The organism is Acinetobacter sp. A2 (assembly GCF_048537555.1).
Taxonomy (GTDB): Bacteria; Pseudomonadota; Gammaproteobacteria; order Pseudomonadales; family Moraxellaceae; genus Acinetobacter.
In genome coordinates this window covers 1,399,108-1,413,129 of sequence record NZ_CP183239.1, presented here as the reverse complement: position 1 = coordinate 1,413,129, position 14,022 = coordinate 1,399,108, and the positions used below count along the sequence as shown (strand labels likewise).

At 38.7% G+C, this 14,022-nt stretch carries 16 protein-coding genes and 1 pseudogene; 8 read left to right on the top strand and 9 right to left on the bottom strand.

The genetic code is table 11. The features are described 5' to 3' along the window. Positions 1-101: 101 nt before the first annotated feature. From ACNS8M_RS06635 to ACNS8M_RS06620, 4 genes and pseudogenes are all read left to right on the top strand, one after another. Complete coding sequence (locus tag ACNS8M_RS06635) at positions 102-593, top strand: flavin reductase (RefSeq protein ID WP_160232475.1); 492 nt, start codon at positions 102-104, stop codon at positions 591-593. Between the two features lie 41 nt (positions 594-634). Continuing rightward, entirely contained in the window at positions 635-1,435 is an 801-nt protein-coding gene (locus ACNS8M_RS06630) for a sulfite exporter TauE/SafE family protein (protein ID WP_168418679.1), read from the top strand. Positions 1,436-1,787: 352 nt separating this feature from the next. Continuing rightward, positions 1,788-2,564: pseudogene (locus tag ACNS8M_RS06625) on the top strand (TonB-dependent receptor plug domain-containing protein); the annotation flags it as partial. Between the two features lie 82 nt (positions 2,565-2,646). After that, positions 2,647-3,000 (top strand): alpha/beta fold hydrolase, encoded by a 354-nt coding sequence (locus ACNS8M_RS06620; RefSeq protein WP_075168280.1) that lies wholly within the window; start codon positions 2,647-2,649, stop codon positions 2,998-3,000. Positions 3,001-3,084: 84 nt separating this feature from the next. Here ACNS8M_RS06620 and ACNS8M_RS06615 read toward each other — a convergent pair whose 3' ends face one another. Continuing rightward, positions 3,085-4,020 carry an alpha/beta hydrolase gene (locus ACNS8M_RS06615; RefSeq protein ID WP_104492492.1) on the bottom strand — a complete coding sequence of 312 codons (936 nt, stop codon included), beginning with the start codon at positions 4,018-4,020 and terminating at the stop codon, positions 3,085-3,087. A gap of 250 nt (positions 4,021-4,270) precedes the next feature. On the opposite strand from ACNS8M_RS06615, the gene ACNS8M_RS06610 reads away from it, so the two are divergent. Both ACNS8M_RS06610 and ACNS8M_RS06605 read left to right on the top strand, forming a co-directional pair. Then, positions 4,271-4,807: a TetR/AcrR family transcriptional regulator gene (locus ACNS8M_RS06610; protein ID WP_075168278.1), complete on the top strand. Its 537-nt coding sequence runs from the start codon at positions 4,271-4,273 to the stop codon at positions 4,805-4,807. Between the two features lie 417 nt (positions 4,808-5,224). After that, complete coding sequence (locus ACNS8M_RS06605) at positions 5,225-6,550, top strand: ISNCY family transposase (RefSeq protein WP_419225309.1); 1,326 nt, start codon at positions 5,225-5,227, stop codon at positions 6,548-6,550. A gap of 490 nt (positions 6,551-7,040) precedes the next feature. Here ACNS8M_RS06605 and nadS read toward each other — a convergent pair whose 3' ends face one another. The 8 genes from nadS to ACNS8M_RS06565 all read right to left on the bottom strand — a co-directional run bounded on the left by nadS (position 7,041) and on the right by ACNS8M_RS06565 (position 12,910). Beyond that, positions 7,041-7,313: a NadS family protein gene (gene nadS / locus ACNS8M_RS06600; RefSeq protein WP_005108769.1), complete on the bottom strand. Its 273-nt coding sequence runs from the start codon at positions 7,311-7,313 to the stop codon at positions 7,041-7,043. Further along, positions 7,306-7,626 (bottom strand): type II toxin-antitoxin system RelE/ParE family toxin, encoded by a 321-nt coding sequence (locus tag ACNS8M_RS06595; protein WP_104483799.1) that lies wholly within the window; start codon positions 7,624-7,626, stop codon positions 7,306-7,308. Before ACNS8M_RS06595 ends, nadS begins: the two co-directional genes overlap by 8 nt. Before the next feature lie 186 nt (positions 7,627-7,812). Beyond that, positions 7,813-8,010 (bottom strand): hypothetical protein, encoded by a 198-nt coding sequence (locus ACNS8M_RS06590; RefSeq protein ID WP_004755867.1) that lies wholly within the window; start codon positions 8,008-8,010, stop codon positions 7,813-7,815. A 66-nt stretch (positions 8,011-8,076) separates the two neighbouring features. Continuing rightward, positions 8,077-8,304 carry a hypothetical protein gene (locus tag ACNS8M_RS06585; protein WP_004745640.1) on the bottom strand — a complete coding sequence of 76 codons (228 nt, stop codon included), beginning with the start codon at positions 8,302-8,304 and terminating at the stop codon, positions 8,077-8,079. A gap of 97 nt (positions 8,305-8,401) precedes the next feature. Continuing rightward, positions 8,402-8,617: a cold-shock protein gene (locus ACNS8M_RS06580; protein ID WP_000071892.1), complete on the bottom strand. Its 216-nt coding sequence runs from the start codon at positions 8,615-8,617 to the stop codon at positions 8,402-8,404. 811 nt (positions 8,618-9,428) lie between these two features. After that, positions 9,429-10,001, bottom strand: coding sequence for an HdeD family acid-resistance protein (locus ACNS8M_RS06575; RefSeq protein ID WP_159139015.1), 573 nt, complete (start codon positions 9,999-10,001; stop codon positions 9,429-9,431). A gap of 95 nt (positions 10,002-10,096) precedes the next feature. After that, entirely contained in the window at positions 10,097-11,479 is a 1,383-nt protein-coding gene (locus tag ACNS8M_RS06570) for an IS200/IS605 family accessory protein TnpB-related protein (protein ID WP_419225308.1), read from the bottom strand. 198 nt (positions 11,480-11,677) lie between these two features. Further along, positions 11,678-12,910 (bottom strand): ATP-binding protein, encoded by a 1,233-nt coding sequence (locus ACNS8M_RS06565; protein ID WP_419225307.1) that lies wholly within the window; start codon positions 12,908-12,910, stop codon positions 11,678-11,680. A 455-nt stretch (positions 12,911-13,365) separates the two neighbouring features. Between ACNS8M_RS06565 and ACNS8M_RS06560 the strand changes: the two genes are divergently transcribed. Together ACNS8M_RS06560 and ACNS8M_RS06555 are read left to right on the top strand one after the other, a co-directional pair. After that, entirely contained in the window at positions 13,366-13,611 is a 246-nt protein-coding gene (locus ACNS8M_RS06560; protein WP_063454489.1) for a hypothetical protein, read from the top strand. Positions 13,612-13,619: 8 nt separating this feature from the next. Then, positions 13,620-13,943 (top strand): type II toxin-antitoxin system HicB family antitoxin, encoded by a 324-nt coding sequence (locus ACNS8M_RS06555; protein WP_063454488.1) that lies wholly within the window; start codon positions 13,620-13,622, stop codon positions 13,941-13,943. Positions 13,944-14,022: the final 79 nt, after the last annotated feature.

Here is a 14,022-nt window from a genome sequence, read left to right as displayed (position 1 = left end):
TACATCATGTGGCAGAGCTGATGGGAATGGATGGAAAACATCTGGCCCATCCGCTTAACAACCATTTCAAGCATAACCCAAGAAAATGAAGGAATCCGGTGATGATTGAAGCAGCAGACTTTAGAAATGCCATGTCTTTGCTCAGCAGCGCGGTCAATGTGGTGACCACGGCTGGGGCATCTGGTGTGCATGGATTTACCGCATCTGCCGTGTGTAGTGTAACCGATACACCACCGACCTTATTGGTTTGCATGAATCAGACCTCACGTTCACACGCCCATTTTATTGAAAATAAAGTCTTGAGCGTGAATGTGCTAGGCGCGCAGCATCAGCAGATCTCCAATGTCTTTGCTTCCAAAATGAAGTCTGAAGAGCGCTTTCAATATGGAACCTGGACCGAACTGGAAACCGGCGCACCGGTGTTAACAGATGCCTTGACCAGCTTTGATTGCGAGATTGAGCAGATTCAGCAGGTGGGTACGCATAGCATTTTTATGTGCCGTGTGCTGGCCATTCAGCACAGTCAGCAAGAACATGGTCTGGTGTATTTTAATCGTGCCTATCATCAGGTTGGTGAGCTGGAACTTGCTTAAGGCGCCTTGTCTTTAATTTCAAATTATTCAGTCAGTATTTCGTGGAAATTATCATTTTTTTAATTATCGGGGCATGCGCAGGTTTTGCCGCTGGGCTGTTTGGGGTCGGTGGCGGAACAATCATTGTACCACTGTTATATATCGTGTTTATGCAGATGGGTTATAGTCCGGATGTGATTATGCATTTGGCTTTAGGTACATCGCTAGCAACTATTGTGATCACCTCTATCAGTTCATTGATGGCGCACCATAAGAACGAGGCAGTGCTGTGGCCAGTCTTTAGACATCTAGCTCCGCCTATGGCCATTGGATGCTTTTTCGGTGCAGGGATTGCCGGTTTAATTTCGGGCTTACATTTGCAGATTGTGGTAGGAATCTTTCTGATCTGGGTGGCGTATACCATGTTTACAGGTAGCAAAAAGCCGGCAGAGCAGGGGCGAACCTTGCCCTCAACCGGTCAACAAATCGCTGCAGGTTCGGGAATTGGTTTTGCTTCAGCCATCTTTGGGGTTGGCGGTGGCAGCTTGACCGTACCGTATCTCAACCGTTATGGCGTGGTCATGCAACAGGCAGTAGGCACATCTGCAGCCTGTGGTTTCCCCATTGCAGTTGCCGGTGCTTTGGGATTTATGATTTTTGGGATGCAGGCGCAGGTGAATGTGCCCAATACTATTGGCTTTGTTCATATTTATGCTTTTCTTGGTATTAGCATTATGAGTTTCTTTACTGCCAAACTTGGGGCGAAAACAGCACATGCATTATCGCCACAAATCCTGAAAAAATGTTTCGCCGTGTTATTGGTGATTGTGGGCTGTTTCTTTCTGGTTAAGGGTTTGGGTTAAGCTGAAGGCAATTGGAAGATAACGAATACGCTCATAATAGTGGTTTGATTATAGAGCGTATGCTTCTTAGCAGATTCATGATCTAAATAATTATCTTTAGAAGGAGCTTCCTGTTCAATTTGGATTACTTGATTTACTTAGAAGAAGTCGGTTACCTCAATTAAAAATAGATCAATAAATATTAATTTTTTTCATTTCAAAGCAGTGTTCATTGTCTGTTTTATGAAATTTTTCCTGTGAAGTTTCAAGCCAGGAAAGTACTCAATAAAATTTTTAAATAATAATTTTACATCATTAATAATAATGATTATCATTTGCTACAAAATTAACAATTGCAATCTAGGGAATGAAAATGCGGCGATCTCAATTTAATCTTTGTCTTCTCACAATCGCTATTTCTATGCATCTTTATGCAAAAGAGAGTAGCCCAGCAGCTGCACCAGAAAAACCGGATATCACTCAACTTTCAACAATGGTGATGACCGCCACACGTACACCTAAAACAATCGCCGAGATCGCAGGGACAGTACAAACCATTCATGGCGAAGCAATTGTTCAACAAGCTGGCGCAGGTCGAAAAGTCGCGGATATTTTAGCGCAGCTTGTACCATCTTTAGCACCTAGTAGTGGAACTACAAGTAATTATGGTCAGACCATGCGTGGACGTAATGTACTGGTCATGATTGATGGAGTTTCACAGACAGGTTCACGGGATATTGCACGTCAACTGAATAGTATTAGTCCAAATATGATTGACCATATTGAGGTGGTTTCCGGCGCATCCAGTATTTATGGTTCAGGTGCAACTGGCGGTATTATTAATATTATTACCAAACGCACAGATAAATCTGAACCCGTAAGTTTTCAAACCAAGCTGGGCATCACATCAGCCGATAATTTCCGCCGTGACGGTTTAACTTACCAAGTGGGTCAAACTGCCTCATTTAGTAATGATCAAGTGGATGGATTTTTAGGCCTAGATTATACCCGTCGAGGTTCTCGATTTGATGGTCGAGGAAAGCGTATTTCATTAAGTCCTTGGCAGGGTAGCACAATGGATACCGATACCCTTGACATCAATGGCCGCTTAAACTTTGACTTAACAGATACGCAAACTTTCAGTGTAGGGTTACCCTAAACGTTATCTTTTGCCTGCAACCTATTTAACAATCACTGACTTATTCTATAGTCTATTTGGTAAGGCAAAATTGATGAAGGTCGTGGCAAAAAGTCGGTTTGCAGTCCTATCAGGTTCGGATTGTTATCAGGGTTATTATTCATTAGTTGAGGAAAACCAAAACTGGGATAACCAAGTTCCTGCACGAATCGTCCTCACTATTCCATTTTATCGCCCCATTTCCGTAAGTCATAAAATTCAGACCCCCACCTTAATGATTGGAGCAAAGCAAGACTCTTTAATTCCAATATCAAGTACACGCAAAACGGCGCAACAATCAAAGTCAATCCGCTATTTAGAAGAAGACTGTGGGCATTTTGATCTGTTTCATGCACCCTTTATCGATCGCATCCAATCGCAACATATATCATTTCTACAGCAGCTTTAATTTAAAAATTTTCTATCGATCGCTTTAAAGAAATAGCCTTATCCAGGGATAAGGCTATTTTAGCTGTTATAAGCGGTATGGCATTTATACGTGTGCTCTTGAAGACTTTAAGCTGTTTAAAAAGTCCAACTGATAACTTAAATTTTGTGAGAAGTATGGTTCAAAATAAGGGTCAAAATGGTCCGCTTCAATTTTCTTCATTTGAATGAAAGGATTTTTTACCTTTTCAATCTTTTTAGCTACGAACGGAGCGACGGTATCTTGAGTTGCCCCTACAATCAACATAGGTACTTTGACCTGCTTTAAACGTTTCCATGGGCGATAGAATCCCATAGTCAAAAGCGAACGTGCAGTAACACGATTATCATAGTCTATATTCAATTTCTCTTTAGCAAGTTCCATGGCATTCCAGGCCTGATCACGATCCATCGCTCCTAATTGACCCGGTTGTGACACAGTTGGAATGCAAATTCGTTCACCTGGTTTAATTCTGTCCGCTAAACCATACCCTAAAAATTTAAACATTTGGGGTAGAGGTACAGAACGTACTGTACTGATGCCATCTAGCATAGGAACTTGAATAATGGCACCTTTTAATTCAGGGTGTTCTGCTACTAGATCCACCACATGTCCACCACCAAATGAAGTACCCCAGGCAATAATATTGTCAGCATCCACCTGAGGCATAGACTTCAAATGGGATAATGCTTTATTAACGGTTTTTACTCTCTTCCACGGATTAATATCCTGACGCGGCAGACCTCCACTTAATCCCCAGCCTGGATAATCAAATTCCATCACAGCATAACCTTGGGTAACAAAGTGATTGATGAAAGAATCGGTCAATGCACCTTGAATACTTCCCCAACCACCTACCATTAAAACAGCAGGCAGCTTTTGTGTTGCTGACTCTTTAGGTACATGTAATGTTGCTGAGCACATATCACCTTCAGTTAGGAAGTTAGACTCATAGACTGATTTTTCAATATGTGAGGTATCAGGATATTTACGGTTTGACATATATTTTGGCCTGCTCTTAGATTTCTTGATGGCTGCCTTCCATCTTATTTCTTGTTAAAAATGCACCAGAAAATTAAATTTATTTTGATCAATCAGTAGTGCATTATTATTCTTTTACATTATCTTGAATGTTGTTCAAGATAGTATGATTTAACTATATTCTTGAATAGCATTCAAGAAGAATTTACGATACTGCTTTGATCCGTTTTATGTGATAGCACCTTAATTTTTAGTAGAGTAGGAAAACTGAATGGCCCGTAATAAACGTGTACAAGATCGGGAAGAAAAACAACAAGAGATCATTGATGCTGCACGTTCGTTGTTTTTAACCGAAGGGTATGATGCGACTTCCATGAGTCGTATTGCTGTTGAAGCTAGAGTTGCCCCAAATACCATTTACTGGTATTTCAAAAATAAAGATGAATTATTGGTTAGCATCCTGAATGCTGAGTTAACCAAGCATGTAAATGAATACATGTTGCAATCATCAAAGGATCTTTCTGAACGATTAATCTGGGTAGTGGATCAACTGCAATTAGTTGATCGCTTGGTGAGTACTGTGCATGCTAGACTGAAATTTTCGACAGAACTAAAGGAGTGGCATGAGAGATTCCATGTCATGGTGGAGGCATTGTTTCGTTTAGAGCTACAGAAGATAGGAATGTCCGCTGATCAAATTGAGCCTAGAGTAAAAATAGCTGTATTCACCATTGAAGGTCTTTTAGCTCATCAGTTATCTGAACCAGAGAAGCGGGCCGTTTGTGCAGCATTAGTTGCGAGTGCTTAAGTTAAATATGCTGATATAGAACCGTCAGACCCAATTCTTATTTAGTTTTAATTTCTAAGGAAAATTTCAAAAGGCTTGACAGTTGACATAAGCAATTTAATGGCTTACAGCCAAAGTTAGCTAAGTAATTCATTGCGAAAACTTTCAAAGGAATACTCCTAGGGCTATCAAATCCTCAAGGAAGCTATATTCAAAGCCGGCAAGATTCATAAGTTTTGGTGAATAGCCAATTCAGGTGAGAGTAAGATAAATATGAACTTATTGTATGGTGAATGGTATTTAACATAATATTGATTATACGCAATACACTTGTAACTCCAAAATAGAAATGTCCGGTTTCTCCAAAGTAAAAATGTCCGCTTTTAGAATATGCACTTTTGCAATTTCGTTAGCGGACGGTTTGATATGTTGGTGTCTATGTCGGATAAAGAACTTAAACGATTGTCGGTCTTGCAGGAAATCTGCGATCAACGCATAACTCAATCCCAGGCTGCTCAGCTACTTCATATTTCAGAACGTCAGATCAGACGCTTACTGCAGAAATACAAAGCTCAAGGTCCCGCTGCATTAGCCCATGCCGGTCGTGGCCAAATCAGCAATTCCAAACTTCCTGAAGAACTCAGACTCAAGTGCCTCAATATTGTTTCTGACCAACTCCATGGTTTCGGACCCACTTTAGCGCATGAAAAGCTCACCACCGTACATGGATTCGATCTTTCAGTAGAAACCCTGCGTTCCTGGATGATTGCAGCTGACTTATGGATTCCTCGATCCAAGCGCCTGAAACGCCCGTATCAGCCTCGTTACAACCGGGATTGCTTTGGTGAACTGATCCAAATTGATGGCTCATATCATGACTGGTTTGAAGGACGCGCTGCTAAATGCTGTCTGCTGGTGTTTATCGATGATGCTACAGGAAAATTGCAGCATTTACGCTTCTGTGAATCAGAATCAGCCTTTGATTATATGATTTCAACACGCTTGTATGTTGAGCAGCATGGTAAGCCGTTGGCATTTTACAGCGACAAACATTCAGTCTTCAGGGTGAATCAAAGCAGCAAGAAAGACACCAAGATTACCCAGTTTGGACGCGTACTCAGTACCCTGAATATCGATATCATCTTCGCCAATTCACCACAGGCCAAAGGCCGTGTGGAACGTGCCAACAGAGCCCTTCAGGACCGTCTGATCAAGGAGATGCGTCTGGAAGGTATCAGCTCGATTGAGCAAGCTAATGCCTGGCTACCCTGCTTCATTGAGCAGTTCAATCAGAAGTTCGCCAAGATGGCTTTTAATCCTAAGGATCTACATCGGCCTATCACTGAAACAGCCGAAGAATTAGATGATATTTTTACTTGGCGTGAACCCCGCAGAGTCACGAATAGCCTGACGATTACTTATGATAAATGCGTATATCTCCTGGAAAACACCGAAGAAAATCAAAGGTTGATCGGTAAGTATCTTGAGTTCCTGGAATACCCGGATGGTACTGTAGCCCTCATGCATGATGGCCGAAAGATCAATTACAGCCTCTTCGATAAATTAAGTCAGCTGAATCAGCGAGAGATTGTTGAGAATAAACGGTTGGGTGCTGTTCTGAATCATATCCAACAACAGCATGAAGAACTGGAACAACAAAACAAACGCAATCGTTCTCAAAAGATGCCAAGCAGACGTGCACAGAAAATAGCAATCAAAGAACGAAATCTAAATCCTGTGCTTGACTTGGAATTGTCCATATAGGACATTTCTATTTGGTTATTAGGTAGGACATTTCTACTTAGGAATAACAACACTTGTATATTAATTGAAATATCAGATACTTATTTAAACCATAAAAATCTAAAAATGACCGAAAAGCCGATTTTGAAACAAGTCGGCTTTTTTATGATCGTTTTTGATAGTTCTTGCCAATAATCTTGTTTAAAAAGTAATCAATTTTGGCATTTTCCCAATGTTCTCAGCTCTTCCAGGGCGAAAACTATCCCCAATTACTGTGGATGAAATTTAGGCTATTTTGTACGCTCTGGCGTACATAAATCTCGGCCCTTTGCGGCTACCTGGGACAGTGGAATTTTCATATGATTAATTGGTCAGGAACAGGATGTTCCTTAGAATTACAAAGAATGAGCACCAGGATGGGGCCAGATACGACAAGCACTAAGACAGCACAGACCTAAAGTTCCAATAAAAAACCCTGGCAGGATGCCGGGGTTTTTTATTATCTAAACTTTTAAATCAGAGTTGGATGGGCATCCAGAATGCGAATTAAAGTCGCTGCAGGACCAGTCGGATAACGACGGCCTTGTTCCCAGTTTTGTAGGGTTCTCGCGCTGATATGCAAACGTGCAGCAAACTCTGCCTGGGTTAAGCCAGTTTTCTCACGTACTTCTTTAATATCTGGCAATTCAAGCGCTGTGACTCGGCTTGCTTTTATTTCATTGCGTTTTATGGCACCAGCTTCTTTGATTGAAGCAACCAGGTCATCAAATAAGTTGTTATCCATGAAATTGCTCCTTTACTAATTGACGTAGAATCGAGGTTTCTTTGTCTGTCAGATTATCTTTCACAGACTTTGGATAAGCCACCAGGAAAAAGATCTGATCATCTTCTGTAACCCAATAATAGATCACACGGATACCGCCACTTTTGCCTTTATTGCCCTGAGCACAACGTACTTTACGAATTCCACCACCATTCTTGATTAAGTCGCCCTTATCAGGCTGTACCAAGAGATCTTGCTGGAGCTGACGATACTCTTCACCACTCACAAGCTCTTTGATTTGCTTAATAAAAATACTGGTTTCAATGAATAACATAGGTTTAAGTACGTCAATGGCGTATAAGAATTTTAGCAGTTTTAGAATAAAAAAACGAGAGCTGTGAACTCTCGTTTCGCATAAGCAAAGGCTTACAAATATAAATATTAGGTATAAAAAACCCGCATGATAGCGAGTAGGTCCTGATATTTCATTCAGACTATAGATTTTATAAAAACTATATTTCTAGATGATTTTAAATATTTTTCCACTTAAGGTACTTTGAAAAAGCATTTCAAAACTAGGTCGAATATCTTCACCATCAACGGTGATATGTTTTATATTCAAATGAGATTGCGTGTTGGCAGACTCATGATCCACTGTGGCTTGAATAGCGTGTTTAACGCCAAACTGGTCTTTTACGCTGAGAGTCTGTTTAAACATATATATTTCCTTAAAAAAATTGCAGTGGAAATCCCACATAAATTATTGATGTTTAAAAATTTATCGCTAAGCAACTTTATGATTTAATTTAAATAGCTGATTTAGAGAAGTGTAAAATGTACGGCCATCCAAATTTAAATCAACTTCTATTCCAGATTCCAGTAGAACTCTTTTACCTACTTCGACTTGTTTTAAACCTTGACGTGTATTTTGCATTTTATGTAGAGGAATTAATGAAACAATAATTTCAGTACCATTTTTAGATTTTGCAATTAAATCATTTACTTTTAACAACTTATATCCTATTTTTTAGAGATTTTTTCAATTTTGAAAACATTTTAAAGCATAAAAAAAGCACTTATGAGTGCTTTTTATTACTGCTTATTATTACTTAGATAGCAACAATATTTACAGCATTCGGTCCTTTTTGACCTTGAGCTACACTGAATTCAACTTGCTGGCCTTCAAATAAGGTCTTGAAACCTGAACTCGCGATTTCGCTGAAATGAGCAAAAACGTCTGGACCTGATTCTTGTTGAATGAAACCAAAACCTTTAGTTTCGTTAAACCACTTAACAGTACCTTTAACAACATTTGAGTTTGACATAATATATCCTACTAATTTTTAATAATTTTTTAGTCATTTTATTGACTGATTAATAACTTTGAAAATAATAAAGAATGAGACTTAAAATCTAAAAAACGAAGGATTATGACTAAAACTGCGATACTTAAGGAAGATTTACCGAAACAAGACTTTTTTTCTAGTTAAGTTAAATATACAGTAAAAATAAGAATAATCAAGTTTTTTTGATATAAATATTAATTTTTCTTATAAAATCTATATTTTTTCTTTAAAAATTAATTAAATTCAATAACTTATTTATTATATTATTTAATATTTTCTTTAACATAAAATCTCTTATGCGAAATCTGTTTGTTCATCAGATCAATCATCTTCTTTAAATAAAGATTCAACTTCATCCCAGTGCGGAAATTTATGCTTTTTTGGCACCACTTCAAACTGTAATTTGACACGGCTTTGTTGCATAAATATGTAAGCATCTGATTTAAATAAATTTAATTTTGGATCAAAAAATAATCAAAACTTCTAAAATCATATAGTTATGAAATCTTTGTGCAACAAAGCCTCTCGCAGTGATAAAATTGCTGGTTCAGTTATTTGGGGTAACTGTTCTAATAACCAGTCTGGTAATTTTTTTAATTCAGTCGGTTGCATTTTTAGTTATCCTATTTTTAATAATTTCAACTTGTTACATACGTTACACAACATAATTTATGCAAGTTCAGTATAAGGAACCCGGCGCAAGTACAAAGATTTTTGACATAAACTGATCACACTTATATTCATCACAAGACATAAAAAAGAGCGCACGGAGCGCTCTTGATGCGAGCTTTTAAAGCTCAGCTGAACTTTTCGGGACTTCATACCGGATATAAGACGCAAATGTCAGGTAATTAATCCCCTGAAATAAAATATCAATCGCCAGAAACAGGCCCAGGACCCAAAACGGTGCATCTGGGGATTGCAAAATCACAATCCCTGCCAGCAGGGTCAAGATGCCTGAAAATAAAGTCCAGCCCCATCCACCCAGAGCGCGAAACAAAAGGCTATTCAAGATCCGGATGATACCTGCAATAATTAGAATAATCGCCAGAATATGGGTCAGGACCACCGCGGTCTGTAGCGGTGTACTGAACGCATAATATCCGGCAAGCAAGTATAAAAGACCGAATAAGGCCCAGAACCAGCGAAAACCGCCATGAAAAATTTTAAATGCAGCAACAAAATGCAGAATCCCGCCGATCATCATCAGTACGCCAAACATGAATACCACGGACAAGGTTGCAAAGGGTAAAGTCGCTAGCAAGACCAGACCAAAAATCACTAGTAAAATGCCCAGCCCCAGATACCATTTTCGCTTTTGATGCAACTGACTACGTACCAAGTCATTGCCTACTGTTTTCATCTTTTCTTCTCAAGTGATGTCTTATTTGACTGATCATACTTTAAAACTTGATTGGCTTTAGAAGAATCTTACGTTTCCTGTTCCTTAAAATGTAGTCAAACATAGTCAAGGACTAATTCGCACTCTGTTAATGTCTTGTTGCCAAGCGTGTAACTAGAGCCTGAGTCGGTCAGTTCCGACTTGTAGCGGTCAGTCCGTTCTTGCAATATACGCTTTACAGTTTTGTAAGGCGTATAACGACTTATCTCATTGTCGTTTAATCTTGCAAGCACGTTTCTCGCAGCATTCCAATCAGCTTGCACAACTTCCCCATTGAAACGGTGAAAACGATCTCCCTTACGTGTGCCTATTAAAAGCCCACGTAAGAAAGAATCACTTTGCGAAGTATATGCAGAATTGACTAGATGCACCGTAGAACCTCTACGGTGAGATATAGAAGTTAGGGCATTAGCTAACAAACCTTTAGCCCATGTATTTAAGCGTCTATTGGTGTTTTTGCCATAGTTGCGTTTACTTTGAATTGGGGATGTTAAATCTTCCGCAACAATCACTTTGGCTTTATCAACCAACTTGTGAGTTGCTGTAAATATTAATGTTTTGAGCTTTGCTTTTTGAGTATCTTGTCGCTTATCTAGTTTTTTTCGACCTAGATTATTTAACTCAATTTTCTGTTTCTTGTGTGGTTTGGCTTTAGCAATCGCTCTGAGCTTGTTTCTGTGCTTGTACTTTTGATTTAAATAATCTGATTCACTTGAGATCAGCTTGCCTAGATCACTCCCATATACATCGCCATCAGAGTCCACAAAAGCTTCTGAGTACCCTTTATCAACACCTACTGTTTCCTGACCACAATCTTGTGTTTCAACTGCATCATAGGTTGAATGAACTTCAATATTGCCATTTTTTAGAATAATTCTTAATGTGCCTTGCGGTGCAAAATCAACAGTCGTATTTAATGGGATTTTAATGGTTTGTCGAGGGATTAGGCTTGGTACTTTAAGCCAACATTGACCATTTAACTCAAAGGTTTTACACATATCCGCACGAACAATAATTTGATTATGTGTGTGATTAACACCATGCTTAAAGTGATTACGCATTTGACGATGGAGGAAATTATCTGTTGTCCATTCATCTTTTTTTAGCAGCGTATAGAGTCTTTTACGTTCATTGTCGCAAGTCGTACGTTTGCGACTAGCTTGTTTGACCTTTTCCTTGGCAGCTTCACGATAGGCTTTAATATCACCCATACAGTCACGCAGGGTTTCTTTCCACGCATTTGCAGATACACCGAAGTTGCGACCTTCTTTCATCCACGCATCACGAATAGCCCTGTCACTGATATTTAAGCCTGCAACAGCACCATATTTAGCCCACACCTCGCTACGAATACGACCAAGTAAAACAGCTTGTTTCTCAAGCTGTTTGTACTTTTGCACATTCAAGTTTTTACAATGGTGGATGCGTGTTAATTTCACAAAGTCATGCCTAGGTTAAGGGATTGGATAATCAATAGATATGGATGCTAATATACCAAGACACTCACCTAAAATACAAAAGATAATCATTTAAATCTCTAATAAATACCCACCTTGCCACTACTGAATCGACATAGACAAAATGAGCACTTATGCAAATATTTGTCTATATTTTTAGTTATAGTTAATTACTCCACTTTATTTATTTTCAGACAGCAACCAATCAAGAGCGTTCATTTTTACAATACCATTATAATTGGCTTCAGTCCCTATGGTGTCTAAGGTAAGTAAATACTTGGGATATGAATCAGAAATTTTCTGTAATGGACGTAACTCTCGGCTTAGTGTCTCCTCATTGAGAGTTTCTAATGCCACCTGATAATAAGTTAAATTCTGTAAAGTATCGACAGCAACAAAATCAATTTCATATTCATCAACCCGCCCTACATAGACCGTATAGCCTCGTCTGACAAGCTCAAGATAAATCACATTTTCTAAAATATGACCTTGATCAGCATTAGCATCAGGCAACATAATGCGGCGCAATCCGACATCAACTAAATAGTATTTTTCAGAGGATTGTAATAACTCACGCCCACGTACTTTAAATTGTGCGGCGCTATAAAATAGCAAACTGTCCTGTAAGCCCTGAATATAGCGTTTTACTGTTTCAAATGAGATTTTAACCCCACTTGAAACAAAGGTATTTTTAATTTTATTGATGGAAATGGGTGAGCCTGTCACGCTTGCCAAATATCTTGCGACACGCTCGAGAGAGTTAATATCGGCCGTATTCAAACGGGGAATAACATCTTTAAACATTACACTGGCATAGACCGCTTGCAAGTAATCATAGGTTTCCTGCTGGCTGGTCATGGCAAGCGTATAGGGGAAACTACTGCGCGTGTACATGGCATACAAATCACGATTGGATAATTGTTGGATGATCGGATTATTTTCAATATGCCACTGTTTAAACTCTTGGAATGACAAGGGTAAAACATGTTGCTCGATATAGCGTCCTGTGAGTAACGTCGCAAGTTCTCCACTCAGAAAGAATGCCTTTGAACCTGTAATATATAAATCGATATAATCCCGAACATATAAAGAGTCGACTACTTTTTCAAAATTGGTAACATGTTGTATTTCATCTAAAAAAACATAGTTTTTCTTGCTTTCATCAACTTTTGACAGTACATAATCATGTAGTTTGCGGTAATCGGTAAGTTCTTCAAATTCCATAAATTCAAAGTTGATGGCAATGATGTTTTCGGCTTGTACACCCTGTGCTTTTAAGTCTTGTTGAAACATCGCCAACAAGGTGGATTTTCCAGAGCGACGTACACCTGAAAGCACTTTAATAACATCACGGTTTTGCCATGTATTCAGAAATTTTAAGTAGCTATCACGTCGAATATTAGTTTTTCTCATTGTTTACACTTAAACTCTAAAGTTTTAATTGATTCTATCAAAGTTTAGATACCAAGTGAAAACATATTTAATTACAAAGAAAGTTTCTAGTTCATGTGAGCTATTTAAAATTCTAAACTGCTTTTATAGCAGTTTAGAGACGCTAATCACGGCAAGCTCCAAGATACCAGATCTACTCTTTAGACGAAATTTGGTAGGTTTTTTTATCGACGACATAAATCCGAATTCTGTATTTTTGATTATTTTCTATGTCATGTTATGTCATTGCTGCTACGACTTATCTGCTATACAAATTGAGTGAATAGTAAATTGCATATTCCTATGTAAATCTACCCCCTATTCCTATTTGCACCCTACCATTCATTTCTGTTCGTATAAGCCACTAGGCATGCCAAACTCTTGATTAATGGTATCAATATTGATACTATTAATCATTGGCACTATTGAGCATTTAAATGGCAAATCTTGATCAACTTATAGAACAAATGCGGAATAATCCAAAAAATATCCGCTATGTCGATTTACTCAAGGTTTGTAAGCAATATTTTGGTGAACCAAGACAAACAAGTGGTAGTCACACGGTATTTAAAACACCGTGGCAAGGCGATCCTCGTATTAATCTTCAAGATGATAGCGGAAAGGCTAAACCTTATCAGGTTAGGCAAGTATTAGCTGCACTTGATAAACTTAAAACATTGTGAGGTGTCAAATGGATAGCAAACAATTTACTTATCGTGTTACATGGTCAGCAGAAGATAATGAGTATGTTGGTCTATGTGCCGAATTTCCGTCACTGTCTTGGCTCGATGCAGAACAATCTAAAGCATTTTCAGGGATTGTTGATCTTGTTGCTGAAGTTGTAGCAGATATGATCAGCAATAATGAGAAATTACCTGTACCGCTTTCAGAAAAAAAGTATAGCGGACGGTTTGCTGTTCGTGTTCCATCAATGGTTCATCAAAAACTAGCACTTGAAGCTGCGGAGCGTGGTGTGAGTATGAATCGTTTGGTATCGGCAAAATTGGCTATGTAGTTTTATATCTTGATGGTCTACTTGGAATGAGAATGACTGGTAGACCTTGACTTCCTCACCTCCCTAAACGGAGGTGATT

What these genes read in the sequence shown, in the direction of transcription:
- ACNS8M_RS06635 (WP_160232475.1), top strand. Translation starts at nt 102, where the DNA reads ATGATTGAAGCAGCAGACTTTAGAAATGCCATGTCTTTGCTCAGCAGC.
- ACNS8M_RS06620 (WP_075168280.1), top strand. Translation starts at nt 2,647, where the DNA reads ATGAAGGTCGTGGCAAAAAGTCGGTTTGCAGTCCTATCAGGTTCGGAT.
- ACNS8M_RS06615 (WP_104492492.1), bottom strand. Translation starts at nt 4,020, where the DNA reads ATGTCAAACCGTAAATATCCTGATACCTCACATATTGAAAAATCAGTC.
- ACNS8M_RS06610 (WP_075168278.1), top strand. Translation starts at nt 4,271, where the DNA reads ATGGCCCGTAATAAACGTGTACAAGATCGGGAAGAAAAACAACAAGAG.
- ACNS8M_RS06605 (WP_419225309.1), top strand. Translation starts at nt 5,225, where the DNA reads ATGTCGGATAAAGAACTTAAACGATTGTCGGTCTTGCAGGAAATCTGC.
- nadS (WP_005108769.1), bottom strand. Translation starts at nt 7,313, where the DNA reads ATGGATAACAACTTATTTGATGACCTGGTTGCTTCAATCAAAGAAGCT.
- ACNS8M_RS06595 (WP_104483799.1), bottom strand. Translation starts at nt 7,626, where the DNA reads ATGTTATTCATTGAAACCAGTATTTTTATTAAGCAAATCAAAGAGCTT.
- ACNS8M_RS06590 (WP_004755867.1), bottom strand. Translation starts at nt 8,010, where the DNA reads ATGTTTAAACAGACTCTCAGCGTAAAAGACCAGTTTGGCGTTAAACAC.
- ACNS8M_RS06580 (WP_000071892.1), bottom strand. Translation starts at nt 8,617, where the DNA reads ATGTCAAACTCAAATGTTGTTAAAGGTACTGTTAAGTGGTTTAACGAA.
- ACNS8M_RS06575 (WP_159139015.1), bottom strand. Translation starts at nt 10,001, where the DNA reads ATGAAAACAGTAGGCAATGACTTGGTACGTAGTCAGTTGCATCAAAAG.
- ACNS8M_RS06565 (WP_419225307.1), bottom strand. Translation starts at nt 12,910, where the DNA reads ATGAGAAAAACTAATATTCGACGTGATAGCTACTTAAAATTTCTGAAT.
- ACNS8M_RS06560 (WP_063454489.1), top strand. Translation starts at nt 13,366, where the DNA reads ATGGCAAATCTTGATCAACTTATAGAACAAATGCGGAATAATCCAAAA.
- ACNS8M_RS06555 (WP_063454488.1), top strand. Translation starts at nt 13,620, where the DNA reads ATGGATAGCAAACAATTTACTTATCGTGTTACATGGTCAGCAGAAGAT.